The sequence below is a fragment of the Sphingomonas sp. CARO-RG-8B-R24-01 genome, assembly GCF_022662295.1.
Taxonomy (GTDB): Bacteria; Pseudomonadota; Alphaproteobacteria; order Sphingomonadales; family Sphingomonadaceae; genus Sphingomonas.
The window spans coordinates 451,505-478,190 of the sequence record NZ_JAKNQI010000001.1; the positions used below are offsets into that span (position 1 = coordinate 451,505).

The window sequence follows — 26,686 nt, forward strand, 5'->3', positions numbered from 1 at the left end:
TAATGTTTTCATACGTGGGCGTTCCTGCGAAATTTAAGAATTCCGGCAGTCTGGCATCGGCCAATCGTTCTTGCTTTGTTCGATGCACGTGGTACGGTCGTGGTATGCCAGCCCATCGCCCCCGCCGCGGCGCGACCCATAATCCGGAGAGCGCGCGTTTCGGTCTTGCCGTCCGGGAAGCCGACGGCGACTGGCTGGACGCCCGGACCGAGCAGGACGGCGCCCCGCCGCCGCTGCGGACGAGCGTCACGGTCGAGCGGGCACGGACGATCCTGACGCGCAATCAATCCCCCGACCTTGGGTTCGACCGTTCGGTCAACCCGTACCGCGGCTGCGAACATGGCTGCATCTACTGTTTCGCGCGCCCGAGCCATGCCTATCATGACCTGTCCCCCGGCCTGGATTTCGAAAGCCGCCTGTTCGCCAAGCCCGACGCGGCGGATTTGCTGCGTAAGGAATTGATGAAAAAGGGTTATCAGGCAGCACCCATCGCCTTCGGCACCAATACCGATCCCTATCAGCCGATCGAATCGGACTGGCGGATCACCCGCGCCTGCCTTGCGGTGCTCGACGAGACCAACCATCCCGTGACGATCACGACCAAGTCCGACCGCGTTGTAAGCGACCTTCACCGTCTTTCGGCGATGGCCGCCCGGCAGCTCGTATCGGTTGCGGTGTCGCTGACGTCGCTCGATCCCCGGATCGCCATGACCCTGGAACCCCGCGCGCCTGCTCCGCACCGCCGGCTCGCCGCGATCCGCGCGCTCAGTGAAGCCGGCGTGCCGACCTACGTCTCGATCGCCCCGGTGATCCCGGCGATTACCGACCATGAACTGGAGCATCTGCTCGAAGCCGCCGCCGCCGCCGGCGCCAGCGCGGCGTTCTTCATCCCGGTGCGCCTGCCGTGGGAGGTCGCGCCGCTGTTCAAGGCCTGGCTTGACGCGCACTTCCCGGATCGCGCCGGCAAGGTGATGGCGACGATCGCCTCGCTGCGTGACGGGCGCGAGAACGATCCCGGCTTCTTCACCCGGATGCGCGGCAGCGGGCCGTGGTCCGCCTTGCTGCAGACGCGATTCGCGATCGCCTGTCGAAAACATGGCCTCGATCAAAAGCGGATCGTCTTGCGCACCGATCTCTTCCGCGCGCCTGCCGGGCCGCAGGGCGAACTGTTCTGACGCTCAGCGCGCGGCGAGTTCCCGGCCGCGCGCCCATTGCGCGATCTGATCGCCAGCGCTCGCCCGAACGAAACAGGCGCCACCGCGCGCGCGATACCCACGGCACAGCGAGACCGCGTCCTCGCGCGCAAGCCCGCCGACCGAAAGCCGGTAGAAGGTCGCGCCGCCGGCGGTGACCCCCATCCCTTGCGGGACATGGCCGGACAGCGCCGCGAACCGATGCGCGGCCCGCATCCAGGCATCATGCGCAACCGCGGCCGTATCGTAGGCGCCGAGCTGCACATAGAAATTCCCCCGCGCAGCGGCGCGCGCCGGCATTGCGGGCGGCATCTGCCGGCTGGCCTCCATGCGCGCCATGTCGCGCCGCGGCTTCGCGGCGGCGAGCAGAGGCGCGGGCAAGGCCTGCACCACTTCACGACGCGGCGCAAAGACCACGCCTGCGATCGCGGGACCGACTGCGGCATCGTTCGTCGCCACGGACGGGACAACCGCGGTCGGAGCCGCCACGCGCGCGTCGACCGCCGTCGCGTCGACCGCCGTGGCCGCCATGGTCGGCGCAATCCCGCTGCGATTGAGGGCCAGGCGCTGCGGTTGACCCGAGTCCACGACCGGAATGACCCCGAGCAGGCTGGAAATCTGGTCCGATGCAGACGTCGGACGCGAAAACGTCGACCATTCGAGCAATCGGCGCGCGACGTCGGTGGGAGCGAGATCGATCGCAACGACACTCTGCGCCTCGCGCCAGCGTCCCGCGAGGGCGAGGCTCAACGCAAGGTTCTGGCGGACCTTGGCATCGGCGTCGGGGGACCGTGCCGCCGGGCCGAGCAGCTCGACCGCCGCCACCGGATCCCCCGCCAGTGCCATGGCGAGCCCCCGGTCGCTGATCGGAATCACGCTGGCATGGGCGTCCAGCGTGGTTCGCGCGCCTGCCCAGTCCCCCGTCCCGATCTGCATCAGGGCCAGGTGCAGCGCCGCCTTCCCGTTCGTCGGTTCCAGTGCGAGCGCGTCCGCAAAGGCATCCCGCGCCGAAACGAAACGCCCTGCCTTGAGATAGCTCTGCCCCAACGTCAGCCGATACTCGACCGCGTCCGGCTGATCGGCCACCGCCATCTCCGCGTGCGCGATCGCCGCGATGACGTTCTTCCGCGACAGCGCCGTGCGAGCCTTGGCGATTTCCCGGCGAGCGTGCCGTTCGGCCTTCGATTGATCGCGAGCACTCGCCCCGGCAATCGAAGACGTCACGGTCGCGGCTACGCCGCTCAGCAACAGCACGGACAGACCCAGCGTGACAGGGCCGACGGATAAGGCGGACCGAACGGTCATAACGTCTCTAGCGCTTGGCCGAGGTCGGCAGCTGGCTGACCAGCGCATCGACTTCGGGCAGGGTTTGCAGGAATTGGTCGAGCGCGGCCGTTACCAGCAATTGCGCCGAGGCATTCTGGAGCGCACTGGCAAGCCGCAGGCGCAAATGGCGATCCTGGTCCAGCCGGAGCGTAAACGCGGTGCGGGCCTGCCCGGCCGCCCCGGTTTTCGGGCCGGAGCGCTTTGCCCCCTCGGCCTTCGCGCTGTGTTTCTGATGCGTCTCCCGACCGATTCGCGTGGCGGTGGCAACCGAGACGGGCTTCATCGTGATCGTGCGCGGCGCGGCTGGCGACGGGATTATCGCCGCCGCGACGTCTTCGCGGAGGACCTCGCGCTGCGCGAGCACCGGCGGTATGGATGGCGCAGGTGCTGGCGGATTTGGCGCGGGCGGCGCTTCGGTGCCCCCCATGTCATTCCAGCCGAGATCGTCCTGCCCCCCCGCCATCGCGCCGAAGCCGCCAAAACCCTGCGGGCGCATCGCCGGCTTTGCCTGACCCTTGCGCGCCAACAGCGTCGACGACAGCGAGGCGAGCGGTTTGGATTGGCCAAACGCATTCATGTCAGCTCACCACCCGTCTACCGAACCCGCCCGCTGCGGGGCGCTGGGCGGCATAGGCGTTCACGCCCGTCGGCACTGCGAACACCGTCCGACGGAAGTTCTTTTCGAGCCGATCAGAGATATAGGTCCAGAGATCACGGACCTCCTGCGCGGACCGGCTTTTCGCATCCACTTCCATCACCGTGCGCCCGTCAATCATCGAGGCGGCGAAATCGGTGCGATGGTGGATCGTGATCGGCGCGACCGTTCCGTGTTGCGACAAGGCGACCGCGGCTTCGGCCGTGATCCGCGCCTTGGGGGTCGCACCATTCACGACAAACAGCAGCGGCTTGCCGGCGCGTTCGCACAGATCGACCGTTGCCCCGACCGCACGCAGATCGTGCGGGCTGGGGCGGGTCGGAATGACGATCAGCTCGGCCACCGCGATCACACTCTGGATCGCCATCGTAATGGCAGGCGGCGTATCGATCATTGCGAGCCGGAACCCCTGCTGACGCAGCGTTTCCAGGTCTGCGGCAAGCCGCGCGACCGTGGTCTGCGCAAAAGCTGGGTACTCGCTGGTCCGCTCGTTCCACCAATCCGACAGCGATCCCTGCGGATCGATGTCGATCAGGACGACCGGGCCTGCGCCTGCAAGCTGGGCCTGAACGGCGAGATGCCCGGACAAGGTGGTCTTGCCGGATCCGCCTTTTTGAGATGCCATCGCTAGGACGCGCATGAGCCCCTTTCACTCCTGCCTGTTCGAGCAAGTGAAGTGGCACCCGAGGCTTCAACAATCGGTTAATTCCGAAGGTCGGCGTCGTACTTTTAGCCGAGGGTGGATAACGATTTGTTTGCCATGCCGCGCGTAGGGGAGTTGCATGAGCTTGCGAAGCAGAACCAGGACGCCGCGATCGGCATGCAGGAAGGCGTTACGCGCCGCGGTCGCGCTCGTGCTGCTGTTTCCGATGTTCTGCCCGGCGGGTGCGGACGTCCGGGACGGGGTCGATGCGTGGGGTCGCGGCGATTATGGTCGCGCGGTCGAATCCTGGCGGCCTGCGGCCGCTGCCGGCGATGCCGACGCGCAGTTCAATCTGGCGCAGGCGTATGTGCTCGGGCGCGGCGTGAAGCCGGACCGGGCAGCCGCTACGGAATGGTTTCGCAAGGCGGCGATGCAGGACCACGCAGCGGCAGAGGCGAAATACGGTCTGCTGCTGTTCGACCAGGGGAAACGGACCGAAGCCACGCCGTGGCTCGAAAAGGCGGTTGCCCAGCATGAGCCGCATGCGCAGCTCGTCCTCGGCACGATGCTGTTCAACGGGGACGGGGTCGCGAAGGACTGGCGACGCGCCTATGCGTTGCTCGTGCGCGCGGCGGCGGCGGACGTGCCCCACGCCTCGCAAGTGCAGGCGCAGATGGACAAGGTCATTCCGGTCGATCTCCGCCAGCAGGGGTTGGCGCTAGCGCAGGTCGATGAAGCCGCAGCGCAACGTCCGCAACTGCTCCCTGCACTCGCCCCCGCCCCTACCTCTGCCGCGCCCCCGCGAGTCGCCAGCGTATCGGTCCCGAAGATCGAACCCGGCAAATCTGCCCGGATCGCGGCGTCCAACGCGAACGCGCCGGCGATGATCGATCGCGGGGGGTGGCACGTCCAGCTGGGGGCCTTCGGCGATCCTGCCAATGCGCACCGGTTGTGGACCCAGATCGGTCCGAAATTCCCCGGCGCTCGCGTTCGCTTCGTCAAGGCCGGGGCCATGACCCGAGTCCTGGTCGGCCCCTATGGCTCGAGCGCTACCGCCGCGCGAGCCTGCGCCGCCGTCAAACCATGCGTACCGGTCGGGTCGTGATCACCCCGTGACCCATTCGCGCCGGGCAATCCCCTGCGCGTACAATAGCGCGGTCAGGTCGCCATGGTCGATCCGCGCGCTCGCTGCCGCGGCGACGATCGGCTTGGCCTTGAACGCCACGCCCAGTCCCGCCGCATCGATCATCTTGAGGTCATTCGCACCGTCGCCGATCGCGAGCGTCGCCTCGGGCGGCAGCCCGAGATCCGCCGCCGCCGCGCGCAACGTCTCGAGCTTGGTGTGCGCGCCGACGATCGGCCGCTCGACTCGCCCGGTGAGCGCGCCGTCGGCGATCTCGAGCCGGTTGGCGATCGCGTAATGGAAGCCGATCCGCTCCGCCACCGGCTCGGCGAAGCGCGTGAAGCCGCCGGACACCAGGATCGCGGTCGCCCCCCGCGCGCGCATCGTCCGGACCAGCGTCGCGGCCCCCGGCGTATCGACCACCCGGTCGGCAAGGCATTGCGCGATCACGCGCTCGTCCAGCCCGGCGAGCAACGCGACCCGCGCATCGAGCGCCGCCTCGAAATCGAGTTCGCCGCGCATCGCCGCTTCGGTGATCTCCGCAATCTGCGGCTTGATGCCCGCGTAATCGGCGAGTTCGTCGATGCACTCGACCGTGATCATCGTCGAATCCATGTCCGCGATCAGCAGCCGCTTCTCGCGGCCCTCGCTCTGCTGGACGACGACGTCGACCCCGCGGAACGCCCCCTCGAGCGCCAGCCGCGCCGCATCGGGCGCGGAGGCGAACATCACGTCCGCCGCCTCCCCCGGCTCGATCCAGCCATCCGCGACCGCGGAACAGCCCGCCGCGTCGAGCCGGTCGCGCGCGGTCGAAATATCGGCAGCGCTGAGCTGTCCGGATGCTATCAGCGTGGCAATGAACACAGTCGATCTCCCGAAGCTCGCGCTCATCGCAGGGCCGACCGCTAGCGGCAAGTCCGCGCTCGCGATCGCGGTCGCCGAACGCCACGACGGGATCGTCATCAACGCCGATTCGGCACAAGTCTATCGCGACTTGCGGATCCTGACCGCGCGTCCCTCCCCCGCCGACGAGGCGCGGGTGCCGCATCGGCTGTTCGGCTATATCGACGGGGCGGAGGCCTGTTCCGCCGCGCGCTGGGCGGACGCGGCGCGTGCGGAGGTGGCCGCGGCGCAGGCGGCGGGAAAGCTGCCGGTGCTGGTCGGCGGGACCGGGCTGTATCTCCGGACGCTGCTCGACGGGATCGCGCCGGTGCCCGAGATCGACCCCGCGATCCGCGCCGCGGTGCGCGCGATGCCGGTGGCCAAAGCCCATGCCGCGCTCACGCAGGCCGACCCGGCGGCGGCGGCGCGGCTGGCGGCGGCGGACACCACGCGAGTGGCACGCGCGCTCGAGGTGGTGCGCTCGACCGGGCGGCCGCTCGCGGCGTGGCAGGCGGAGCGAAGCGGCGGGATCGCAGCGAAGGTTGCACAGAGCGCGGTCGTGTTGCTGCCCGAGCGGGACTGGCTGTTCGAACGTTGCGATGCGCGCGCCGCCGCGATGTTTGACGACGGCGCGGCCGAGGAGGTCCGTATCCTTCTGCAAAGAAACGATATTCCTGACGACGCCCCGATCCGCCGGGCGATCGGCGTGCCCGCGCTGGCCGCTTTCGTGGCGGGCGCCCAGTCTCGCGAACAGACGCTGGAAGCGTTGCGGCTGGCCACGCGGCAATATGCCAAGCGGCAATATACCTGGTTCCGCAACCAGCCTCCGCCAAGCTGGGCCAAGATAACCGAGTCACAAAGTTCCGACAGAATGCTTATATTCGACAGATTGTTTCAGCTATAAAGGTTGACACGCATGTTTCATACCTATAGCCGCGCTTTTCCCGTTGCTGCCGTGCAGCAACGCCGACGAGGAGAATGACCGTGACCGAGAAGAGTGGAGCCGACATCCTGATCGAGGCGCTGTGCGATCTCGGCGTGGAAGTCGTGTTCGGCTACCCCGGTGGTGCGGTGTTGCCGATCTACGACGCGCTGTTCCGCTCGGGCCGGATCAAGCACATTCTCGTGCGGCACGAACAGGCTGCGACGCACGCCGCCGAGGGCTATGCGCGCTCGACCGGCAAGCCCGGCGTGGTGCTCGTGACCTCGGGCCCCGGCGCGACCAATGCCGTGACCGGCATCACCGATGCGCTGATGGATTCGATCCCGATGGTGGTCATCACCGGGCAGGTGCCGACCGCGCTGATCGGCACGGATGCGTTCCAGGAAGCCGACACGGTGGGCATCACGCGCCACTGTTCGAAGCATAACTATCTGGTGAAGGACCCCGCCAAGCTCGGCGCGACCGTGCACGAGGCGTTCTATATCGCGACCTCGGGTCGTCCCGGTCCCGTCGTGATCGACATCCCCAAGGACGTGCAGGTCGCGACCGCGCGCTACGCCAAGCCCGGCCCGATCCGGCACAAGACCTATCGCCCGCAGGTCAAGGCCGACCAGCCTAGCATCGAAGCGGCAATGGACATGCTCGCCGCGGCGGAACGCCCGGTGCTGTATACCGGCGGCGGGATCATCAACGCGGGGCCCGCGGCCAGCCAGTTGCTGTGCGAACTCGCGCGGATCAGCGGTGCGCCGGTTACCTCGACGCTGATGGGTCTGGGTGCTTATCCGGCGACCGGCTCGCAGTGGCTCGGGATGCTCGGGATGCACGGCACCTATGAAGCCAATATGGCGATGAACAAGGCGGACCTCGTCGTCTGCCTCGGCGCGCGGTTCGATGACCGCGTGACCGGGCGGCTCGATGCGTTCAGTCCCCATTCGCGCAAGATTCACGTCGATATCGACCGGTCCTCGATCAACAAGAACGTGCGTGTCGACTTGCCGATCGTCGCCGACGTCGGCCATGCGCTCGAGGACATGGTCCGCGTGTTCAAGGCGCGCCGTCATCCCAAGCCCGATCTGACCGAATGGTGGCAGATGATCGAGGAATGGCGCGACAGGCAGAGTCTCGCCTTCACCGATCTGGAAAGCGACATCATGCCGCAGCGCGCGATCCGCGCGCTCTGGCAGGCGACGCACAAGCGCAATCCGATCATCACGACCGAGGTCGGCCAGCATCAGATGTGGGCGGCGCAGCATTTCGGGTTCGAAGCGCCGAACAAATGGTTGACCTCGGGCGGTCTCGGCACGATGGGCTATGGTCTGCCCGCCGCGATCGGCGCGCAGATCGGCAACCCCAAGGCGCTGGTGATCGACATCGCGGGCGAAGCGTCGATCCAGATGAACATCCAAGAGCTGGGGACTGCCTCGCAATATCGCCTGCCGGTCAAGATCTTCATCCTCAACAACGAATATATGGGGATGGTCCGCCAGTGGCAGGAGCTGACCTATTCGAGCCGCTATTCGGAAAGCTACAGCGACGCGCTGCCGGACTTCGTGAAGCTCGGCGAAGCCTATGGCTGGAAGGGTATTCGCATCCAGACGATGGGCGAACTCGATGACGGGATCGCGGCGATGCTCGATCATGACGGGCCGGTGATCGTCGATTGCCGGGTCGCGAAGCTGGCGAACTGCTTCCCGATGATTCCGAGCGGAGCGGCGCATACCGAGATGCTGTTGCAGGCGAGCGAAGTCTCGGGCGAGATGGACGACGAAGCGAAGGCGCTGGTGTGATGGACAGTCTTCTGCCTCCCCTCAGTGGAAGGGCGGGGAGAAGGACGCGCGTTCTTCTTCCTCCCCTCCCTGGAAGGGAGGGGACCGAGGGGTGGGTCCGCCCGCAATCGCGCCGTTCGGCCCGCCCCATAGCGACCCACCCCCAACCCCTCCCTTCCAGGGAGGGGAGGAAGCTACCGTTTGCCACTGCCCCCTCAGGGAGGGGAGGAAAGTAATCATGCACATCACCCAGCAAAAAGAGTCCCGCCACACGCTCGCCGTAATGGTCGACAACGAGCCCGGCATCCTCGCGCGGATCGCGGGGCTGTTCACCGCGCGCGGCTATAATATCGAGAGCCTGACCGTGTCCGACGTTACCGCCGACAAGGCGGTCAGCCGGATCACGATCGTCACCTCGGCGAGCGATGCGACGATGGAGCAGATCCTCGCGCAGCTCGACCGGCTGATCCCGGTGCATTCGGTGACCGACCTCACCGCGCTCGGGCCGCACGTCGAGCGCGAGCTGGCGTTGCTCAAGGTGTCGGGGGTCGGCGATCACCGGATCGAGGCGCTTCGCCTTGCCGACGTCTACCGCGCGCGCGTGGTCGATGCGACCACCACCAGCTTCGTGTTCGAAGTGACCGGCGGGCGCGAGAAGATCGACACGTTCGTCACGCTGATGCGCGAAGTCGGGCTGTGCGAAGTCGCGCGGACCGGGATCGTCGCGATGGCCCGCGGGCCGAAGGCGGTTTAAGCCAATATCCGTCACCCCGGCGGAGGCCGGGGCCGCAGGATCGGGCGCGCAACGCCTGCCGCCTGCGACAACCATGCCGCCCCGGCCTGCGCCGGGGTGACGGGCAGTTTTCTGGAAGGGACTATTTATGCGCGTTTATTATGATGCCGATGCCGATCTGAACCTGATCGCCGACAAGAAGATCGCGATCGTCGGCTATGGCAGCCAGGGCCATGCCCACGCGCAGAACCTGCGCGATTCCGGCGTCAAGGAGGTCGCGATTGCGCTCCGTCCCGGCTCCGCCACCGCCAAGAAGGCGACCGACGCTGGCTTCAAGGTGATGACCAACGCCGAAGCCGCCGCCTGGGCCGACATCACGATGATCCTCGCCCCCGACGAGCATCAGGCGGCGATCTATGCCGACGATCTTCACGCCAACCTGAAGCAGGGCGCCGCGATCGCGTTCGCGCACGGCCTCAACATCCACTTCGGCCTCATCGAGCCGCGCGCCGATCTCGACGTGATCATGATCGCGCCCAAGGGCCCCGGCCACACCGTGCGTAGCGAATATGTCAAGGGCGGCGGCGTGCCGTGCCTGATCGCGATCCACCAGGACAAGAGTGGCAACGCGCATGACATCGGGCTCGCCTATGCGTCGGGCGTCGGTGGTGGCCGTTCGGGGATCATCGAGACCAACTTCAAGGAAGAGTGCGAGACCGACCTGTTCGGCGAGCAGGCGGTGCTGTGCGGCGGGATCACGCATCTGATCCAGGCCGGGTTCGAGACGTTGGTCGAGGCGGGCTATGCGCCCGAGATGGCGTATTTCGAATGCCTGCATGAGACTAAGCTGATCGTCGATCTGCTGTATGAGGGCGGGATCGCCAACATGCGCTATTCGATCAGCAACACCGCGGAATATGGCGACATCACCACGGGGCCGCGGATCATCACGGACGAGACCAAGGCGGAGATGAAGCGCGTTCTCGCGGACATCCAGGGCGGGCGGTTCGTCAAGAACTTCGTGCTCGATAATCGCGCGGGGCAGCCCGAGCTGAAGGCGGCGCGCAAGGCGGCGGCGGCGCATCCGATCGAGAAGGTTGGCGCGGAGCTGCGTGCGATGATGCCGTGGATCGGGGCGAACAAGCTGGTGGACAAGGACAAGAACTGAGGGATTTGGCGGGGGGGTGGTGTTCTCTGCGAGGCACTGCCCCACCCCAACCCCTCCCCTGAAGGGGAGGGGCTTTTAGGGTACGCTTCTTCTTAGCCCCTCCCCCTCAGGGGAGGGGTTGGGGTGGGGCCGTCCAGCAACGCAACGCCCCCCGTATCCCCAAGAAACCGTCCGTTGCCAAAACGTTGCTTGTTCCACCTCCGCCCAGTGCGCCAAGGCGATCCTCCAACAGGAGTATTCCCATGCAGCGCACCCCCCTCGTCCTCGCCGCCATCGCGGCCCTCGCGGCCGCCCCGCTCGTCGCGCAGATGCCGACCACCCCGCCAGGCACGCGCACCCTCTCCAAGGTCGCCGCCGGGACGTACAAGGTCGATCCCGCGCACACGCAGGTCGTGTTCACGCTCAACCACCTCGGCTTCAGCGAATATAGCGGTCAGTTCACGCAGCCAACCGGTACGCTGACGGTCGATCCGCGCAACGCCGCCAAGGACCGCGTCGAGATCGTCTTCCCGATCGACAAGGTCTCGACCACGGTCGCCGCGCTCGACGCGCATCTCAAGACCGCGGACTTCTTCGATGCCGCGAAGTTCCCCGAGGGGCGTTTCGTCTCGACCAAGGTCACCGTCACCGGCATGACCGCGACGATCGCGGGTAATCTCACGATCCACGGCGTGACCAAGCCGGTCGTGCTCAACGCCAAGTTCGTCGGCGCGGGCCCGTCGCTGTTCGGCGCGCACAAGACCGTCGTCGGCTTCTCTGCGACGACGTCGATCAAGCGCAGCGACTTCGGCGTGAACGGCTATCTGCCGCTCGTGTCCGACAAGGTCGATCTGACGATCAACGCCGCGTTTGAAGCCCAATAAAGCGTCGCCGGCGTCCCGCGGTCAGCGCGGGGCGCCGTTCGATCAGGCGTCGACCAACGCCCTGAAATACTCGGCCGTCTCCGGCGATACGCCCATCAGCAGGCGCCGCAGACGTCGGTCGAAATCGTCCACCGTCTCGCGGCGTTCGCGATGGACCATCATCCAGTCGCCGAACTCGCGCTCCTCGACCGTACGATCGAGCAGGATCTTGATGTCGCGGTGGCGCGGATCGGCGCGCAGGCTCGCCAACAGGTCCGCCACGCTTTCCTCCGGCCCCTCGATCGTCTGCAGGTAGCCATCCTGTTCGGTATACAGCAGGCCGGTGATGCCATCGAGGCCATTGCGCGCCGACGCGATCCGCAGGATTGCCGGCAAGTCATCCGATGCACGACCGCTCTCGGCGGTCGTGATACTCGTATAGATAATCTGACGCATTGCGGTCACCCTAACATGCGATCGACAAAGCGGCGTTGATATGGATCAGTGCCGGTTCGCGCTGGACACGAGGCTGAGCGGCGCGCTATCGTTTCCGCGACATGGCGATCGTGCGCGACCTCCCCCTGCTTCGACTTACGCGCCCTTAGGCGCGGACTTCTCCGTGCGCGCTGCGCACGACGCGCCTGAGGGCCTGATCCAATCCCGTCCCCCTTCGTTGACGAGACCCATCATGCTGCGCGACCCATCGACCAAATACCGACCTTTCGCCCCGATCCCCCTGCCCGACCGGCAATGGCCGTCGCGGATCATCGACACCGCGCCGCGCTGGCTGTCGACCGACCTGCGCGACGGCAACCAGGCGCTGATCGACCCGATGGATGCCGAGAAGAAGACCCGGATGTTCGACCTGATCGTCAAGGTCGGGATCAAGGAGATCGAGGTCGGCTTCCCCGCCGCGGGGGCGACCGAGTTCGACTTCATCTCCGGACTGGTGCAATCGGGCCGGATCCCCGACGACACGCTGATCCAGGTGCTGACGCAATCGCGGCGCGATCTGATCGAGCGGAGTTTCGAATCGCTGCGCGGCGCACCGCGCGCGATCGTCCATCTGTACAATGCGGTGAGCCCGGCGTGGCGCAAGATCGTGTTCGGCATGACCCGCGACGAGGTCAAGACAATCGCGATCGACGGCGCGATGATTCTGCGCGATCAGGCCGCCGCGCAGCCCGACACCGACTGGTATTTCGAATATAGCCCCGAGACCTTCTCGACCGCCGAACTCGATTTCTCGCTCGAGGTGTGCGAGGCGGTGATGGACGTGCTGCGGCCGACGCCCGACCACAAGCTGATCCTCAACCTGCCCGCAACGGTCGAATGCGCGACGCCCAACGTCTATGCCGACCAGATCGAATGGTTCGGCCGCCACATCCGCAACCGGGATAGTGTCGCGCTGAGCCTCCACCCGCACAACGACCGCGGCACCGGCGTCGCCGCCGCCGAGCTCGGCCTGATGGCGGGCGCGGACCGGGTCGAGGGCTGCCTGCTGGGGAATGGCGAGCGCACCGGCAATTGCGATCTCGTGACGGTCGCGCTCAACATGTACACGCAAGGCGTCGATCCGGGGCTCGACTTCTCGAACATCGATGCGATCGTCAACACCGTCACCTATTGCACACAGCTGCCCGTGCATCCGCGCACGCCTTATGCTGGCGACCTGGTCTTCACCGCCTTCTCGGGAAGCCATCAGGACGCGATCAAGAAGGGCTTCGCGGCACAGGACACGAAGAACGATCCGCTGTGGGAAGTCCCCTATCTGCCGATCGACCCGGCCGACCTGGGGCGCAGCTATGAGGCGGTGATCCGCGTCAATTCGCAGAGCGGCAAGGGCGGGGTCGCCTGGGTGATCGAGCAGGACAAGGGGCTCAAGCTGCCGAAGCGGCTCCAGGCGGACTTCAGCCGCCACGTCCAGCGGCTGGCCGACGAGACCAGCCGCGAATTGAACGCCGCCGATATCTGGGGGCAGTTCGCCGCCACCTATCTGGCGCGGGATGCGGACCGCTTCCGCCTGGTCGATTATCAGGAGAGCGGGAGCGTCGGGGACCGGTTGTTCGTCGGGCATGTCGCGGTGGACGGGACCGAGCAGTCGATCTCGGGCCGGGGCAACGGGTTGATTTCGGGCGTGATCGCGGCACTGGAGGGCTCGACCGGGCCGACGCTCGACGTGGTGGACTATAACGAGCACGCGATCGGCCACGGCGCGAATGCGCAAGCGGCAGCCTATGTCGAATGCCGTACGCCGGACGGGCGGACGGTGTTCGGCGTCGGGATCGACGCCGACGTTGCCACCGCGAGCGTCCGCGCGGTGTTGAGCGCGGCGAACCGGGCTTAGCCAGCACTTCTTCCCCGGCGAAGGCCGGGGCCCAGTAGCGATGGCAGTGGTAACTGGCGACGAGGCGCGGTTACGATCTGTCTCGCTACTGGGCCCCGGCCTGCGCCGGGGAAGCGGAAGCGCTGGGGAGTGCTACGCCGGCCGTTCCCGCTCGATCTCGCACCCGACCGCGGCGTCGGGATAGATATCCGGCTTGCTCGTCCGTACCGTCACCCGTTCGACGCGCGCGTCGGCAAGGCACAGCGCCGCGATCGCCTCGCACAGCGTCTCCTGCAAGTCGAAGTGCCGACCCGCGACCAGCGCCTGGATCCCGCTGCGCACGAAATCATAGTCGAGCACCTGGTCGATCCGGTCGTCGGCGGGCGGCGCGGGATAGACGACCTGCATCCGCACCGAGACGATCACACGCTGCGGTGCGGCACGTTCGACCGGGTGGATGCCCAGCCCCATCACCAGCTCCAGCCCCTCCAGGATCGTCGTGAAACGCACCGGCTCGATCATACCCGACATTCGAACATTACATCCCGCTGGCTTGGAAGGAAATGCTGCCCGCAGTCGACGAAAAGATTCTGGCCTTCGATCCCGCGCGCCGCGAGCAGGAAGGCCACCGCCCGGGCAATGTCCTGCGGATCGACCGGCCGGCGCAACGCATTGCGCGACGCGACCGCAGCAAATTCCGCGTCCGTCTGGTCCGCACTGGGCAAGGTCAGCCCCGGCGAGACCGCGTTGATCCGGACCCGCGGACCCAGCGCCTGCGCCAGCATCGTCGTCGCCCCCGCCAGCGCGATCTTGGCGCAGCTATAGGCGAAGAAATCCGGGTTGAGATTGGCGACCTTCTGGTCGAGCACATCGACCACCGCGCCCGACGCGAGATCGTCCTGCCGGGCCAGCGCGCAGGCAAGCAGGACCGGCGCCTGCAGGTTGACGCGCGCATGAAGTGCCAGCGCGCCGGCCGATACGTCGGGCGGGGTATCGTAATCGAACAACGACGCGCTGTTGACGACCGCCATCAACGGCCGCCCGAAGGCCGCCCGTGCCGCCGCGATCAGCGCGTCCGGCGTATCCGGCTCGGCCAGATCCCCGGTGACGACGGTCGAGCCGGGCAGATCCCGGGACAATGCCTCGGCCGCCCCGGCCGAATGCAGGTGGTGGATCGCGACCCGCCACCCTTCCGCAGCGAGATGCCGCGCGATCGTCGCGCCCAGCCGCCGCGCGGCGCCGGTCACGAGCACCGTCCGCTCGTCGCGCATCAGCAGCCCATCAGCGCCAGGATTTCCTTCCGGCTGCGCTCGTCGTCGCGGAACACGCCCATCATCCGGCTGGTGACCATGGTGACGCCCGGCGTACGCACGCCGCGCGCGGTCATGCAGGCGTGGCTCGCCTCGATCACCACGGCGACCCCGAGCGGCTTCAGATTGTCCCAGATGCAATTGGCGACCTCCGCCGTCAGCCGCTCCTGCACCTGCAACCGCCGCGCATAGGCGTGGAGGACACGCGCCAGCTTGGAAATGCCGACCACCCAGTTGGACGGGAGATAGGCGATATGCGCCTTGCCGATGATCTGTGCCATGTGATGCTCGCAATGCGACTGGAACGGAATGTCCTTGAGCAGGACGATCTCGTCATACCCGCCGACCTCCTCGAACACGCGCGCCAAATGCACCGCCGGATCGTCCTGATACCCCGCGCAATATTCCTTCCACGCGCGTGCGACTCGCTGGGGCGTCTCGATCAGGCCCTCGCGCTCGGGGTTGTCGCCGGCCCAGCGGATCAGCGTGCGCACCGCCTCGGCCACGTCCTCGGGCACGGCGAGCTTGGCCGGTGCGGCCATCAGATCGGCGTTACTGCGCACGTGGGTATCGTCGTCCATGTTTCGTCTTCCAGTTCTTGGTCCCGTATGACGCTACGGCAACCGTCATGTCCTGCAGCAGGATTCCAAGGACCCGAATTGGTCCTGCTTTGCAACTGTCTCCTTTCGGCAACGATCCGGAGACCCTGCGCAATACGTACGATTATGCCATTGACGGCAGATTCAACGACACGCTATTTCACAAACCCTAAGTTCGAAAAATGCAGATCCGGCGTCAGATCGGGGACTGCGGCAGCGAGAGGATGACCTATGAGAAAGTCGGACCTGCTTGGCGCGTCGGCAATTGCCTTGCTGTACGCCGTTCCCGCCGTTGCACAGGATACGCCGCCGACGACCCAGGCGCAGGGGGCGCCCGCGGCAACCTCCTCCGCCCCGCGGGTCGATCGCAGCGCGACCGATACCGACGACATCATCGTGACCGCGACCAAGCGCGAACAGACGTTGCAGGACGTTCCCGTGTCGGTCGCGGTGACCAGCGACGACACGATCAAGAAGGCGAAGATCCACGATCTCATCGACTTGCAGGCGACCGTTCCCTCGCTCAAGGTCACGCAGTTCCAGAGTGCGGGCCAGACCAACTTTACGATCCGCGGGTTCGGCAACGGCAACGGCAACATCGGCATCGAGAGCTCGGTCGGCGTGTTCATCGACGGCGTCTACCGTTCGCGCTCGGCATCCTCGATTTCCGACCTTCCCGAACTCGAGCGCATCGAGGTCCTGCGCGGACCGCAATCGACGTTGTTCGGCAAGAACGTGTCGGCAGGCGCGATCTCGATCATCACCAAGCGACCACAATTCACCTGGGGCGGGACCGCGGAGGCGACCACCGGCAACTTCGGCAACATCGAGGCGCGCGCCTCGATCACCGGGCCGATCACCGATACGCTGGCCTTCCGCCTGTACGGCAGCGTCAACCAGCGCGACGGTTATTATTCCAATGCGGTCAACGGCGTGAAAGTGAACGGCCGGGATCGCCAGTCGCTGCGCGCCGACGTGCTGTTCGAACCGTCTTCGAATTTTTCGGTGCGGATCATCGGCGACCTGAACAATATCAACGAAGTCTGTTGTGGCGCGGTGACCGTCACCAACGGTCCGTTGACCCAGCTGATCGGCCTGCCACGGGCGTTCGGCGGCGTGGGCGGCGTAATCGGCAATCCGGCGACCCCGTTCAACCGCCAGGTCGTCTACAACACCGCGCCCAACAACAAGCTCAACGGCAAGGGCATTTCCGGGCAGGTCGACTGGAACCTGGGGTTCGCCAAGCTGACCTCGATCACCGCCTACCGCCGCCAGACCAACGACACCACGCTCGACGTCGATTTCACCGGGGCGGACGTGTCGAACCAGACCACCGCCGATACGATCAAGACGTTCAGCCAGGAGCTGCGGCTGGCATCGGACTCGACCGGCCCGTTCAACTGGCTCGTCGGTGGCTTCTATTCGGATGAACGGATCAAGACCGGCCGCAACATCCTGTACGGTACCGACGCCCGGCGCTTCGTCGACGCGGCCGCGCTTGCCGCTACCGGTGCGTCGCTGCTCGGCACGTCGCCGATCACGACCCTCGAGGCGCTCCAGCGCGCCGCCGGCAACACGACGGTCGTACCGGGCCAGACGTACTTCGCCTCCGGCACGGGGATCTTCGACAATTACCGGCTGACCGACCTGTCCTATTCGATCTTCGGGCAGGCTGACTACAAACTGTTCGAGAAGCTGACGCTGACGGTCGGCGGGGCGTATCTGCACGATCGCAAGGCGGCCGTCTCGAACGTGGTGCTGACCGATCGCTTCTCGCAGCTGAACCTGCAGAACGTCCCCGAACTCGGCTTCCTGCCGGCGCGGATCATCAATCCGGCCGCCCCGGCCGCGGCGCGCATTCCGACCAACCTGTTTGCCGGCCTGAACGCCCTGCAGTTCTTCTACCCCGATACCGCCAACCACGGTCCGGTCAATTTCCCCAACGCCAGCGAAGACGGCATCCTGAAAGGCAGCAAGTTCACCTATCTCGGCCGTGTAAAATATGATTTCTCCCGCAACATCAACGTCTATGCGAGCTATTCGACGGGCTGGAAGGCTGGCGCGTACAATCTCTCGTCGGACAGCCGCCCCCCCAACAACGGCGTTGGCCGCACGGCCGACCCCGAAGACGTCCGCGTCTTCGAGATCGGTGCCAAGTCGCGCTTTGCCGGGGGGTATCTGAACATCGCGCTGTTCGACGAGAAGATCAAAGGCTTCCAGTCGAACGGCTTCACCGGCACCGGCTTCGCGCTGGTGAACGCCGGCAGCCAGTCGGTCCGCGGGGTCGAGGTCGAGGCGTCGTACAAGCCGTTCCGGGCGCTGTTGCTCAACGCATCGGGTACATATCTTGACGCGAAATACGACAGCTTCACCAAGGCGCCCTGCTTCGCCTTCGATCCGCGCTGCCAGGTCGCCCCGGGCTCGGCGGCAGGCACGCTCGCGCCGCAGTTCCGCGACCTGACCGGCGCGCGGCCCGGCGGCGTCCCGGAATTCTCCGCCAACGTCAATGCCACCTACACCCAGCAGATTACCGACCGGGTGAGCGGGTTCGTGCGCGGGGAGTTCGTCTATCAGAGCAACACGGCGCTGACCGACACCGTGCCGGCCTCGGTGGCCAGTTCCAAGGTCCAGACCGTCAACGCCAGCATCGGGCTCGACCTCCCGGACCAGTTCCAGATCCAGGGCTGGGTCCGCAATCTCGGCAACGACAATTACTATCTCGGTGCCTTCAACACGGTCATCCAGTCGGGCAGCTACAGTGCCTATATCAACGAACCCCGCACCTACGGCGTGACGTTACGCAAGAGCTTCTGACCATTACTGCCTGAAAATCGATGAACGGCTCGCTTTTCCTGTCGGAATGGCGGGCCGTTTGTCGTCGGATGCAACCGAAAGCATGGTTCGCGCGCTGATGCGCGCAACCGACGGAGACGAGCGATGGACGACTTGCACAAGGGCGACGCTGTTACGTGGAAATCGCATGGCGGGACCGCGCATGGCGTCGTCGAGAAGAAACAGACCAGCGCGACCCATATCAAAGGCCACAAGGTCGCGGCCACGCCGGACGACCCCCAGTACATCGTAAAGAGTGACAATGGCGGCAAGGCAGCGCACAAGAGCGCAGCGCTGCACAAGGCGTGAAACCGATGTCGGTTGTAACGGCACACCAGGAAGGACCAAAAAATGGCCAAGACCCCAACCGCGAAGAGCGACGCCCCCAAGACCGGCGGTATTTTCGCGCCTATCCAGCCATCGGCCGAACTCGGCGCGATCGTCGGCAACGACAAGCTGCCGCGCAGCGAAGTGATCAGCAAGGTGTGGGAATACATCAAGGCAAACAACCTGCAGAACCCTGAGAACAAGCGCGAAATCGTCGCGGACGAAAAGCTCAAGAAGGTATTTGGCAAGGACCGCGTGACCATGTTCGAGATGAACAAGCATCTCGCTGGTCACATGAAGGCCTAAGCTGATCGAACATGGCTGCGGCCGCGATACCCCCCGGTGTCGCGGCCGTAATGGTGTCCGCGGTACGGCGCGCTGGTAGACCGGCCGATGAAGGCATCGCGGTCGATCCGGTCGTCTCGCCGCACTGATCTACCCCGTTCCTGAGAGGTTGCCGACATCCCGTGGTTATCCCGGGGGAAGCGACGCCCTATCTCGAGAACGGGTCCGCTGCTCGGCGGGCGAACCAAGGACATTCTCGATGCAAGACCGTACTCTCGGGCAAGGATTGAACGTTTCGGCGATCGGCTTCGGCTGCATGGGGCTCAATTTCGGCTATGCGACGACGATGACCCGGCCGGAAGGGGTCGCGCTGATCCGCCAGGCGGTCGAGCGCGGCGTGACCTTCTTCGATACGGCGGAAGTCTACGGCCCCTATACCAATGAGGAGATGGTCGGCGAGGCGCTCGGCGCGGTGCGCGACCAGGTCGTGATCGCGACCAAGTTCGGGTTCGACATCGGCAAGGGCATGGGGGCGCTCGACAGCCGACCCGCACAGATCCGGCGCGTTGCCGACGCTGCGCTGAGCCGTCTCGGCGTCGAGCAGATCGACCTGTTCTACCAGCATCGCGTCGACCCTGCCGTACCGATCGAGGACGTCGCGGGTACGGTCAGGGATCTGATCGCGTCTGGCAAGGTCAAGCACTTCGGTCTCTCCGAACCCGGGATCGAAACCGTTCGCCGAGCCCATGCCGTCCAACCGGTGACGGCTATCCAAAGCGAATATTCGCTCTGGACGCGGGGGCCGGAAAGCAACGGGACCCTGGCGCTATGCGCGGAGCTCGGGATCGGCTTCGTGCCCTACAGCCCGCTCGGCCGGGGTTTCCTGACCGGCGCGATCACGGCGGACACGAAGATCGCCGCCGGCGATTTCCGGGCCTCGCTGCCGCGCTTCACGCCGGAGGCCATTGCGACGAACGAAGCGCTGGTCGATCTGCTCAAGCGCATCGCTACCAGCAAGGGGGCGACGCCTGCGCAGATCGCCATTGCCTGGCTGCTGGCGCAGCGGCCGTGGATCGTCCCGATCCCCGGCACGACGAAGCTCCACCGGCTGGAGGAGAATCTTGGCGGTGCGGCAATCGTTCTGACCGGCGAAGACCTCGCGACGATCGACACGGCATCGCGCGGCATCGCGATCGCGGGCGAGCGCTACCCCGACCATTTGCTCGCGGTCACCGGCGGCTGACCATGCGACCCGGTCGCGCGCCGCGTGCGCGGCCAGGCGTGGCGCGATCGACTGGCTTTGCGCGCTGCTGCGGAATGGTGCCCCCGAGTGGATTCGAACCACCGGCCTGCGGTTTAGGAAACCGTCGCTCTATCCACCTGAGCTACGGGGGCACTGGCTGAACCAGTAATGGGTCCGCCAGAGGGGGTCAATCGACCTCGACGTGCCGACGACAGCGCATTGGATACCACCACGGCGGCCTTGCGGAACCGCGCACCATGCGGCGTCAGTTCACCGTTTCCGGCGGAAGCAACGGGAACGGCAGCGGCATGATCGGAACGCCGTCCTCATGCAGCGCCTTCGCCTCGGCCAGCGTGGCCGCGCCATGAATGGCGCTCTGTTCGACCACCCCGTCGTGCATGGCGCGTGCCTGGTCGGCAAAGCCCCGTCCGACCCAGGTCGACTGCCGCACCATGTGCGCCTGCGTCGCGGCGAGCGCCTTGAGCGCTGCCTTGATCTCGGCCGGTGGCGGCATCTTGGGCGTTGGGCTCGTGGACCGGCTATCCGCGCCGCGATTGCCTTTGACCCCGACGTTCGGCGCCATCACGGCCTTGATGACCCGCGCATCGCCGCATAACGGGCACGCGAGCAAGCCGCGCGCCTGCTGATCCTCGAATGCCGCGCCGGAGCCGAACCAGGCTTCGAACACATGGGCAGAGGCGCATTGCAGGTCGAAGACGATCATCCAAACCGGACCGGCGGTATCGGGCGACGATGCGACAGCACCGGGATACGCGCGCGCACATCCGCGATACGGGTCGGATCGATCTCGGCGAAGCCGACCCCCGCGGCTTCCGCCATGTCGAGTACCACCTGCCCCCAGGGATCGACCACGAGCGAATGCCCGTAGGTTGCGCGGCCATCCTCATGCTCGCCGGTCTGCGCAGCCGCCACGACATAAGCCGCCGCCTCGATCGCCCGGGCGCGCATCAGCACGTGCCAATGCGCGGCGCCGGTCGGGCGCGTAAAGGCGGCGGGGATCGCCAACACGTTCGCGCCGGCATTACTGAGCGTCCGGTACAGATCGGGGAACCGCAGATCATAGCAGATCGACAAGCCGAGGGTGCCGGCCGGCGTATCCACCACCACGGCATCCTGCCCCGGCACGTAGGAAGCCGATTCTCGCCAGCTTTCACCCGTCGGCAGGTCCACGTCGAACAGGTGGAGCTTGTCATAGCGTGCACGGATCTCGCCCGCGTCGTCGATCACGAAGGCACGGTTGGCCAGTCGCCCCTCCGCCGTCCGCACGGCCAGCGACCCGACGTGCACCCAGATGCCATGGGCCGCCGCCGCCTGGCGGACGGCGGCCAGCACCAGATCGTCCGCTTCGGCGCGCAGCACTGCCGCGGCCCGCTTGCGGTCTTGATCGATCAGACCCGACATTTCCGGCGTGAACAGCATCCCTGCCCCGCCTGCCGCCGCCTGCGCCACGGCATCGACCAGAGTGCCCGCGTTGCGCACCGGATCGATGCCGCTGGTCAACTGGGCGACCGCGATCTTCACAGGCCGAGCAGCGCGTCCAGCTTGCCGTCACGCTCCAGCGCGGCGAGGTCGTCCGAGCCGCCGACATGCTGGCCGTCGATGAACACCTGCGGGACGGTCGTCCGGCCATTGGCACGCTCGAGCATTTCGGTCCGCTTGGGACCGCCCATCGTGATGTCGAATTCCTCGGGCGTCACGCCCTTGGACGCGAGGAGCTTCATCGCCCGTGCACAATACGGGCAAAACGCTTTGGTATAGATTTCAATCTTGGACATGACGCAGAAATGTGGGGTGCCCCCCGCAATGTCAATCTTTTGGCATCAATCGTCCGCATCGAGCACACGCGCCCAGCACAGGATCGTGACGCGTCGTGCACCGCCATCGAGCAGGACTCCCACGCATCCATCGGTCGTCGCGCCGCTGGTGTGAATGTCGTCGATCAGCACGACCGCCTTGCCCCGGATGGTCGCCTTCGGGTCGACAACGCGAAACACCCCCCTGACGGTTCGTGCGCGCGCCTTGGGGCCCATTGCGCGCAACGGCGGGGTTGCTCGTGTGCGCTGCAGCAGCAGCGGATCGCTCGGCACCGCCGTTGCCCGCGCCAGCGCGGCCGCGATCAGCGCCGCCTGGTTGAACCCGCGCGACCACAACCGCCAGCGGTGGAGCGGCACCGGCACCAGCAGATCGGCGTCGTCCGGCATGATCCGAACCAGCTGCCGCGCGATCGTCTCGGCAAAGGCGATCCGCCCGCCATATTTGAAGCGCAGCGCCACCGTCCGCGCGACATCGCCATAGGCAACCGCCGCACGAACCCCAGCGTGTCGCGGCGGACGGGCGAGACACGCGTCGCAGCACGCCCCCGGCCCCTGATCGATCGCGAACGGACGATGACACGCCGCGCACCAGGGCGGCGCAAGGAAGCGCAACCCGCCCCAGCATGTCGCGCAGAAGCGATGATCGGCGCCGGTGACCGCACCACAGCCAGGACACCGCGGCGGCAGCGCAAAATCGGCGACGAGACGCAGCGGGGCGAGCCAGGCGGACACGTGCCCCCTTGTCGCGCACGGCCCCACACGGCACAAGCGGCGCCGTGAGCGCCCCAGACCTCTTCGACCGTACCGCCCGCCGTCTCCATCGCGATCGTGCCGCACCCGATTTCGCTGCGTATGATTTCCTGCGCGCCGTAATGGTCGAAGGGCTGGTGGATCGGCTCGCGACGGTGAAGCGCGCGTTCACCGACATGCTCGACCTCGGCTGTTTCGATGCCGGCTTTCCTGCCCCGCCGGGCGTGCACGTGACACGCTGCGACGCCGGCGCCGCCTTCGCGCAGGCGGCCGGCGGCGTCGAGGCGGACGAAGACCGATTGCCCTTCGCCTCGGAATCGTTCGATCTGATCGTGTCGGCGGGCGTCCTTGACAGCGTCAACGATCTGCCCGGTGCGCTGGCGCTCGCGCGGCGGATGCTGCGGCCGGATGGTTTGTTCCTCGCGGCCTTCTGTGGCGCCGGCACGCTATCGACGTTGCGCGCGAGTCTGCGGGAGGTCGAGCGGGAACGTCCTGCCGCGCGGATCCATCCGCAGGTCGATGTGCGATCGGCCGGGGACCTGCTGATGCGCGCCGGGTTCGCGCTGCCGGTCGCCGATATCGAGCCGTTGACGGTGCGCTATGCGACCATCGGCGGTTTGCTGCGCGACCTGCGGGGCATGGGCGCAACCAACATCCTGCGCGACCGCGTTCCGTTGCGCCGGGATACCCTCGCGCTGGCCGCCGAGACCTTTGCCGCGCGCGCCGATCCCGATGGCAAGACGGCCGAACGGTTCGACATCATCTACCTGACCGGCTGGGCCCCTGCGCCGAGCCAGCCGCAGCCCGCCCGGCGCGGAAGCGCTACCCAGTCGCTCAAGGCAGCGCTCACGCGCTTCCCGGCGCCCGCGCCGGAATAGACCCGCGCGCTACCGTCTCGCCGCCGCAACCCACGGGCGTTGCCGGCCGATGCAGGAGGCGTGGTGATCAGGTGATCATGCCGTCGCCGGCGCCCTTGGCCAGCGTGCGTCCGATCGCGTCGAACAGCGAATCCATCGCAACCGGCTTGAACAGGATATCGTCCGCGCCATCCGCCAGACAGCGTTCACGCAAATCCACCGCGGTATCGGCGGTCAGAATGATGACCGGGAGATTGGCCTTGGCATCGCCGCGCGCCCGGATCCGCCGCAACGCTTCGAACCCGTCCATACCCGGCATGCGCAGATCGAGCAGGACCATCACGTAATCGTTCGCGTCGATCAGTTCGAGCCCCAGTTCGGCGCTCTCGGCGCCCGTCATCGTGGCCCCCGCCACGTCGAGCATGTCCTTCACGACACGCCGATTCATCGGGTCGTCTTCGATGAAAAGTATGTTCATCGGAACATCCCAAAATCCACGATCAAAAGCGATACTTCCGACTTCATCGCCCCTCTATCGGGTCATGCCGCTTGCGAGACAAGCCCGGAATTCAGGGATTTTTCGGACGTTTCGTTACCAAACACCCGGGCTCGCAACGCGGTTCCGGATACTGGCTTGGTTATGACCTGATCGATCCCGAATGATAAAAACCGGGCGAGTTCAGTATCATCGGGTGATGTCCAGAGGAGCGTGGACCGCACCTCCGCCGCCCCCAGCAGACGCAGCGCGGCCGCCTGGTCGGGCAAGGCGCGAATCGTTGCTTCATCGATCACCGCGCGGGAAACGCCACCTTTCGCGATCCGATCGAGCGCGTCCTCCACCGACGATGCGAACAGCACCGTCTCGCCATGCTGTTCCAGCACCGCGCGCAGCATGCTGCGCGTAATCGGATTGCGGTCGAGAATGACGAGCGCTTCCCCGACCCCGTCGGCCACGGCGACCGCCGTCTCCGGTCCGGTTGCCCGAACCAGCGGGATCCGTACCGTGAAGGTGGAGCCTTCCCCCGCGACACTCGCGACCGAAATTTCGCCGCCCATTGCCTGTGCCAGATTGCGGCAGATCGTCAGGCCAAGCCCAGTCCCCCCGAACTTGCGCGTGGTCCCCGCGTCGACCTGTCGGAAGGATTCGAAGATCAGGTCGATCTTGTCGGCCGGAATGCCGATCCCGCTATCCTCGACTGAAATGGCCAGCGTCTCGCCGTCCTCCGCGGCGCGCAGCGTGACCGACCCACGCTCGGTAAACTTCAGCGCATTGGACAGGAGGTTGAAGGCGATCTGCCGCAACCGTGCGGCGTCGCCGACGATGAAGGCGGGACAAGCGTCGAGGTCGAGCAGGAACGTCACGCCGCGCGCCCGCGCCTGGTCCTCCCACAAGCGCGACACGTCCGTCAGCGTCCCGCGCAGATCGAACGAAATCGCCTCCATGGTGAGGTTGCCCGTCTCCATCTTGGCGACGTCGAGGATATCGTCGACCAGCGCGCGCATCGTGATCCCGGCGCCGTGCACCACGCCGATGCGATCCCGTACCGCCGGATCGATCCCGGGATCGGCCAGCATCACCTGCGTCATGCCGAGGATGCCGTTCAGCGGCGTGCGGATCTCGTGGCTGGTCGTCGCGAGAAATTCGGTCTTGGCGGCGAGCGCCCGGCCCAGGGCAACGTTGGTCTCGGCCAGATCGACGTTGGCGGCGCGAACCTCGTTGCGGCTGCGCCGGATCGTGACGAGGCCGAAGACGAGCATGCCGACGATGATCCCCGTCGCGATCGCGAGCCCACCGAAGATGGTCTGCTGCGTCTGCGCGCGCAGCTTCGTATCGTCGATGTCGCGCTGCAATTGAGCCCGGCGCAGCTTTTCGATCTTGAGTGCCTGGTTGGCGAAGTCGAAGCGGGCCGCCGCCAAAGCGGTGTTGGCGGACGCGGCGAGCTTCGATGTCTGGTCGTCGAGTTTCTTCAACGCTTCCAGATGGATCAGCGCTTGCTGGTCGTCGCCCAGATCCTTGTAGATATCATAGGCGGTTTGATGCCCTTCGCGCAGATCGAGCGTCGACGTCTCCTGATCCACGGTGGCGAATGCCCGCTCGATCAACCGCCTGGCCGTATCGAGGCGCCCATGAAGCCGCGCGGACCAGGCCGACAGCACGAGGAAATGGTCGCTGGCGGAATCAGGTTCGTCGTTACGCGCGGAAGCCAGGCCCTGCGCAATCGAGCGGTCCGCAGCCTGGATTTGTCCTTCGGCCAACTGTGTCCGTGCCATGTTCCGATAGGTACGCGCCTGCTGGAACGGACTTTTCAGAGCGGTTGCAATTTCAAGTGCTTTTTCAAACTCAGACAGCGATTCACGGAAGCGACCCAACTCATTTAGGGAAACGCCCTTATTATTATGCACCGCGAACAATATCTGGGGGTCTCCTGTATAGATCTCCAGACTTTCCTTGAGATATTTAAGCGCGGAATCGTAGTCCTTGGCTTCCTGATACAGGAGCGCGATCGTGACCATCGCAATGGCCCTGCTGCGCACGTCGCCCGTCTTGCGAAAGACTTCGTAAGCCGCCTGATAGGATCTCAAAGCTCCAGCTACATCGGCATTGGCAGTCCGAAGTCCACCAAGCGACAATAGGATATCGCCGGACAGCTTGCTCGGGCGCTGCCTTGCGACGAGCGATATGGCCTTGGACAGCAAGGGCGCGGCTTCGGCGGTCTTACCGATCCGGAGATCCGCCTCGGCTTCGAGCCAAAAGGACGTCGCCATATCGGTATCCCGCGTCCCGGGCGGCGATTTGGCCGCGAGCACCCGTGCTTCCCGTGCCCACTGCGCCGCCTTGGCCGCGTCGATCAGCATCGATGCCTTGGCATTGGCGACCAAACCCTCGAACGTATTGCCCGCCTGATTGGCTTCCCGCCCTGCCGCAGGCAGGACGGCGCAAAGGAGCAGCCCGATCCCCAGGACGATACCGCGCGACCATTGCTTCATCCACGTCCTCATCCGGCTGGCATACCTGTCACGATGGAGCGCGCTGTTGATCAAGGCCGT

At 66.1% G+C, this 26,686-nt stretch carries 27 protein-coding genes and 1 tRNA gene; 13 read left to right on the forward strand and 15 right to left on the reverse strand.

Annotation, left to right across the window (positions count from 1 at the left end; translation table 11 throughout):
• Positions 1-104 precede the first annotated feature (104 nt).
• Entirely contained in the window at positions 105-1,175 is a 1,071-nt protein-coding gene (locus L8G49_RS02110; protein ID WP_242182159.1) for a PA0069 family radical SAM protein, read from the forward strand.
• 3 nt (positions 1,176-1,178) lie between these two features.
• On the opposite strand, the gene L8G49_RS02115 is transcribed toward L8G49_RS02110, so the two are convergent.
• From L8G49_RS02115 to L8G49_RS02125, 3 genes are read right to left on the reverse strand one after another with little or no spacing between them, the layout of a single operon-like run.
• Positions 1,179-2,498: an SPOR domain-containing protein gene (locus tag L8G49_RS02115; protein ID WP_242182161.1), complete on the reverse strand. Its 1,320-nt coding sequence runs from the start codon at positions 2,496-2,498 to the stop codon at positions 1,179-1,181.
• Between the two features lie 7 nt (positions 2,499-2,505).
• Positions 2,506-3,096: a hypothetical protein gene (locus tag L8G49_RS02120; RefSeq protein WP_242137312.1), complete on the reverse strand. Its 591-nt coding sequence runs from the start codon at positions 3,094-3,096 to the stop codon at positions 2,506-2,508.
• A 1-nt stretch (position 3,097) separates the two neighbouring features.
• Positions 3,098-3,814 carry a ParA family protein gene (locus tag L8G49_RS02125; protein WP_242137313.1) on the reverse strand — a complete coding sequence of 239 codons (717 nt, stop codon included), beginning with the start codon at positions 3,812-3,814 and terminating at the stop codon, positions 3,098-3,100.
• A gap of 214 nt (positions 3,815-4,028) precedes the next feature.
• On the opposite strand from L8G49_RS02125, the gene L8G49_RS02130 reads away from it, so the two are divergent.
• On the forward strand, positions 4,029-4,922 hold the full coding sequence (locus tag L8G49_RS02130; RefSeq protein WP_347272033.1) for an SPOR domain-containing protein: 894 nt from the start codon (positions 4,029-4,031) through the stop codon (positions 4,920-4,922).
• Here L8G49_RS02130 and serB read toward each other — a convergent pair whose 3' ends face one another.
• On the reverse strand, positions 4,923-5,804 hold the full coding sequence (serB, locus tag L8G49_RS02135) for a phosphoserine phosphatase SerB (protein ID WP_242182163.1): 882 nt from the start codon (positions 5,802-5,804) through the stop codon (positions 4,923-4,925).
• On the opposite strand from serB, the gene miaA reads away from it, so the two are divergent.
• The 5 genes from miaA (at position 5,797) to L8G49_RS02160 (ending at position 11,295) form a co-directional block, all read left to right on the forward strand.
• Positions 5,797-6,726, forward strand: a complete 930-nt coding sequence (gene miaA / locus L8G49_RS02140; RefSeq protein ID WP_242182165.1) for a tRNA (adenosine(37)-N6)-dimethylallyltransferase MiaA — start codon at positions 5,797-5,799, stop codon at positions 6,724-6,726. The two genes, serB and miaA, sit on opposite strands and share 8 nt — an antisense overlap.
• 74 nt (positions 6,727-6,800) lie before the next feature.
• The gene (locus L8G49_RS02145) at positions 6,801-8,552 is read left to right on the forward strand and encodes an acetolactate synthase 3 large subunit (RefSeq protein ID WP_242182167.1); all 1,752 of its coding nucleotides are present in this window, start codon (positions 6,801-6,803) and stop codon (positions 8,550-8,552) included.
• A 217-nt stretch (positions 8,553-8,769) separates the two neighbouring features.
• Entirely contained in the window at positions 8,770-9,285 is a 516-nt protein-coding gene (ilvN, locus tag L8G49_RS02150; RefSeq protein ID WP_242182169.1) for an acetolactate synthase small subunit, read from the forward strand.
• 127 nt (positions 9,286-9,412) lie between these two features.
• Entirely contained in the window at positions 9,413-10,432 is a 1,020-nt protein-coding gene (gene ilvC, locus L8G49_RS02155; protein WP_242182171.1) for a ketol-acid reductoisomerase, read from the forward strand.
• A 242-nt stretch (positions 10,433-10,674) separates the two neighbouring features.
• Positions 10,675-11,295, forward strand: coding sequence for a YceI family protein (locus L8G49_RS02160; RefSeq protein WP_242182173.1), 621 nt, complete (start codon positions 10,675-10,677; stop codon positions 11,293-11,295).
• Positions 11,296-11,337: 42 nt separating this feature from the next.
• On the opposite strand, the gene L8G49_RS02165 is transcribed toward L8G49_RS02160, so the two are convergent.
• Positions 11,338-11,730 carry a BLUF domain-containing protein gene (locus L8G49_RS02165; RefSeq protein ID WP_242182175.1) on the reverse strand — a complete coding sequence of 131 codons (393 nt, stop codon included), beginning with the start codon at positions 11,728-11,730 and terminating at the stop codon, positions 11,338-11,340.
• Between the two features lie 232 nt (positions 11,731-11,962).
• On the opposite strand from L8G49_RS02165, the gene leuA reads away from it, so the two are divergent.
• Entirely contained in the window at positions 11,963-13,621 is a 1,659-nt protein-coding gene (leuA, locus tag L8G49_RS02170; protein ID WP_242182177.1) for a 2-isopropylmalate synthase, read from the forward strand.
• 132 nt (positions 13,622-13,753) lie between these two features.
• Here the strand turns inward: leuA and L8G49_RS02175 are convergent, their stop codons facing one another.
• Genes L8G49_RS02175 through folE form a run of 3 tightly spaced genes read right to left on the reverse strand, consistent with a single transcriptional unit; the run spans position 13,754 to position 15,491 of the window.
• Positions 13,754-14,131 (reverse strand): dihydroneopterin aldolase, encoded by a 378-nt coding sequence (locus L8G49_RS02175; RefSeq protein WP_242182179.1) that lies wholly within the window; start codon positions 14,129-14,131, stop codon positions 13,754-13,756.
• Positions 14,119-14,871: an SDR family oxidoreductase gene (locus L8G49_RS02180; RefSeq protein WP_242137323.1), complete on the reverse strand. Its 753-nt coding sequence runs from the start codon at positions 14,869-14,871 to the stop codon at positions 14,119-14,121. Before L8G49_RS02180 ends, L8G49_RS02175 begins: the two co-directional genes overlap by 13 nt.
• Positions 14,871-15,491 (reverse strand): GTP cyclohydrolase I FolE, encoded by a 621-nt coding sequence (folE, locus tag L8G49_RS02185; protein WP_242182181.1) that lies wholly within the window; start codon positions 15,489-15,491, stop codon positions 14,871-14,873. Before folE ends, L8G49_RS02180 begins: the two co-directional genes overlap by 1 nt.
• A gap of 249 nt (positions 15,492-15,740) precedes the next feature.
• Between folE and L8G49_RS02190 the strand changes: the two genes are divergently transcribed.
• The 4 genes from L8G49_RS02190 to L8G49_RS02205 all read left to right on the forward strand — a co-directional run bounded on the left by L8G49_RS02190 (position 15,741) and on the right by L8G49_RS02205 (position 20,196).
• A complete protein-coding gene (locus L8G49_RS02190) occupies positions 15,741-18,323 on the forward strand; it encodes a TonB-dependent receptor (RefSeq protein WP_242182182.1) in 2,583 nt (860 codons plus the stop codon).
• A 123-nt stretch (positions 18,324-18,446) separates the two neighbouring features.
• Positions 18,447-18,650, forward strand: coding sequence for a DUF2945 domain-containing protein (locus tag L8G49_RS02195; protein WP_242137326.1), 204 nt, complete (start codon positions 18,447-18,449; stop codon positions 18,648-18,650).
• 42 nt (positions 18,651-18,692) lie between these two features.
• Complete coding sequence (locus L8G49_RS02200; protein ID WP_242137327.1) at positions 18,693-18,974, forward strand: SWIB/MDM2 domain-containing protein; 282 nt, start codon at positions 18,693-18,695, stop codon at positions 18,972-18,974.
• 238 nt (positions 18,975-19,212) lie between these two features.
• Positions 19,213-20,196, forward strand: coding sequence for an aldo/keto reductase (locus L8G49_RS02205; RefSeq protein ID WP_242182185.1), 984 nt, complete (start codon positions 19,213-19,215; stop codon positions 20,194-20,196).
• Positions 20,197-20,271: 75 nt separating this feature from the next.
• Here the strand turns inward: L8G49_RS02205 and L8G49_RS02210 are convergent.
• From L8G49_RS02210 to L8G49_RS02230, 5 genes are all read right to left on the reverse strand, one after another.
• A tRNA-Arg gene (locus L8G49_RS02210) sits at positions 20,272-20,348 on the reverse strand.
• A 113-nt stretch (positions 20,349-20,461) separates the two neighbouring features.
• On the reverse strand, positions 20,462-20,920 hold the full coding sequence (locus L8G49_RS02215; RefSeq protein WP_242182187.1) for a DUF1178 family protein: 459 nt from the start codon (positions 20,918-20,920) through the stop codon (positions 20,462-20,464).
• Positions 20,917-21,738, reverse strand: coding sequence for a carbon-nitrogen hydrolase family protein (locus tag L8G49_RS02220; protein ID WP_242137415.1), 822 nt, complete (start codon positions 21,736-21,738; stop codon positions 20,917-20,919). The genes L8G49_RS02215 and L8G49_RS02220 overlap by 4 nt, the downstream gene beginning before the upstream one ends.
• Positions 21,735-21,992 carry a glutaredoxin 3 gene (gene grxC, locus L8G49_RS02225; RefSeq protein WP_242137416.1) on the reverse strand — a complete coding sequence of 86 codons (258 nt, stop codon included), beginning with the start codon at positions 21,990-21,992 and terminating at the stop codon, positions 21,735-21,737. The genes L8G49_RS02220 and grxC overlap by 4 nt, the downstream gene beginning before the upstream one ends.
• A 45-nt stretch (positions 21,993-22,037) precedes the next feature.
• A complete protein-coding gene (locus tag L8G49_RS02230) occupies positions 22,038-22,763 on the reverse strand; it encodes a ComF family protein (RefSeq protein WP_242182189.1) in 726 nt (241 codons plus the stop codon).
• Positions 22,764-22,807: 44 nt separating this feature from the next.
• Here L8G49_RS02230 and L8G49_RS02235 point away from each other — a divergent pair, with 44 nt between their 5' ends.
• Complete coding sequence (locus L8G49_RS02235) at positions 22,808-23,659, forward strand: methyltransferase domain-containing protein (protein WP_242137417.1); 852 nt, start codon at positions 22,808-22,810, stop codon at positions 23,657-23,659.
• A 67-nt stretch (positions 23,660-23,726) separates the two neighbouring features.
• Here the strand turns inward: L8G49_RS02235 and L8G49_RS02240 are convergent, their stop codons facing one another.
• Both L8G49_RS02240 and L8G49_RS02245 read right to left on the reverse strand, forming a co-directional pair.
• Positions 23,727-24,116 carry a response regulator gene (locus L8G49_RS02240; protein WP_242137418.1) on the reverse strand — a complete coding sequence of 130 codons (390 nt, stop codon included), beginning with the start codon at positions 24,114-24,116 and terminating at the stop codon, positions 23,727-23,729.
• A gap of 62 nt (positions 24,117-24,178) precedes the next feature.
• On the reverse strand, positions 24,179-26,626 hold the full coding sequence (locus tag L8G49_RS02245; protein WP_242137419.1) for an ATP-binding protein: 2,448 nt from the start codon (positions 26,624-26,626) through the stop codon (positions 24,179-24,181).
• Positions 26,627-26,686: the final 60 nt, after the last annotated feature.

Excerpts from the sequence above, each read along its gene's own strand:
- folE (WP_242182181.1), bottom strand. The coding sequence starts at position 15,491 with ATGGACGACGATACCCACGTGCGCAGTAACGCCGATCTGATGGCCGCA.
- L8G49_RS02200 (WP_242137327.1), top strand. The coding sequence starts at position 18,693 with ATGGCCAAGACCCCAACCGCGAAGAGCGACGCCCCCAAGACCGGCGGT.
- grxC (WP_242137416.1), bottom strand. The coding sequence starts at position 21,992 with ATGTCCAAGATTGAAATCTATACCAAAGCGTTTTGCCCGTATTGTGCA.
- L8G49_RS02180 (WP_242137323.1), bottom strand. The coding sequence starts at position 14,871 with ATGCGCGACGAGCGGACGGTGCTCGTGACCGGCGCCGCGCGGCGGCTG.
- L8G49_RS02190 (WP_242182182.1), top strand. The coding sequence starts at position 15,741 with ATGAGAAAGTCGGACCTGCTTGGCGCGTCGGCAATTGCCTTGCTGTAC.
- L8G49_RS02110 (WP_242182159.1), top strand. The coding sequence starts at position 105 with ATGCCAGCCCATCGCCCCCGCCGCGGCGCGACCCATAATCCGGAGAGC.
- L8G49_RS02240 (WP_242137418.1), bottom strand. The coding sequence starts at position 24,116 with ATGAACATACTTTTCATCGAAGACGACCCGATGAATCGGCGTGTCGTG.
- ilvC (WP_242182171.1), top strand. The coding sequence starts at position 9,413 with ATGCGCGTTTATTATGATGCCGATGCCGATCTGAACCTGATCGCCGAC.
- ilvN (WP_242182169.1), top strand. The coding sequence starts at position 8,770 with ATGCACATCACCCAGCAAAAAGAGTCCCGCCACACGCTCGCCGTAATG.
- L8G49_RS02205 (WP_242182185.1), top strand. The coding sequence starts at position 19,213 with ATGCAAGACCGTACTCTCGGGCAAGGATTGAACGTTTCGGCGATCGGC.
- L8G49_RS02245 (WP_242137419.1), bottom strand. The coding sequence starts at position 26,626 with ATGAAGCAATGGTCGCGCGGTATCGTCCTGGGGATCGGGCTGCTCCTT.
- L8G49_RS02115 (WP_242182161.1), bottom strand. The coding sequence starts at position 2,498 with ATGACCGTTCGGTCCGCCTTATCCGTCGGCCCTGTCACGCTGGGTCTG.
- L8G49_RS02165 (WP_242182175.1), bottom strand. The coding sequence starts at position 11,730 with ATGCGTCAGATTATCTATACGAGTATCACGACCGCCGAGAGCGGTCGT.
- L8G49_RS02195 (WP_242137326.1), top strand. The coding sequence starts at position 18,447 with ATGGACGACTTGCACAAGGGCGACGCTGTTACGTGGAAATCGCATGGC.
- L8G49_RS02215 (WP_242182187.1), bottom strand. The coding sequence starts at position 20,920 with ATGATCGTCTTCGACCTGCAATGCGCCTCTGCCCATGTGTTCGAAGCC.
- L8G49_RS02120 (WP_242137312.1), bottom strand. The coding sequence starts at position 3,096 with ATGAATGCGTTTGGCCAATCCAAACCGCTCGCCTCGCTGTCGTCGACG.
- L8G49_RS02125 (WP_242137313.1), bottom strand. The coding sequence starts at position 3,814 with ATGCGCGTCCTAGCGATGGCATCTCAAAAAGGCGGATCCGGCAAGACC.
- L8G49_RS02145 (WP_242182167.1), top strand. The coding sequence starts at position 6,801 with ATGACCGTGACCGAGAAGAGTGGAGCCGACATCCTGATCGAGGCGCTG.
- miaA (WP_242182165.1), top strand. The coding sequence starts at position 5,797 with ATGAACACAGTCGATCTCCCGAAGCTCGCGCTCATCGCAGGGCCGACC.
- leuA (WP_242182177.1), top strand. The coding sequence starts at position 11,963 with ATGCTGCGCGACCCATCGACCAAATACCGACCTTTCGCCCCGATCCCC.
- L8G49_RS02160 (WP_242182173.1), top strand. The coding sequence starts at position 10,675 with ATGCAGCGCACCCCCCTCGTCCTCGCCGCCATCGCGGCCCTCGCGGCC.
- L8G49_RS02175 (WP_242182179.1), bottom strand. The coding sequence starts at position 14,131 with ATGTCGGGTATGATCGAGCCGGTGCGTTTCACGACGATCCTGGAGGGG.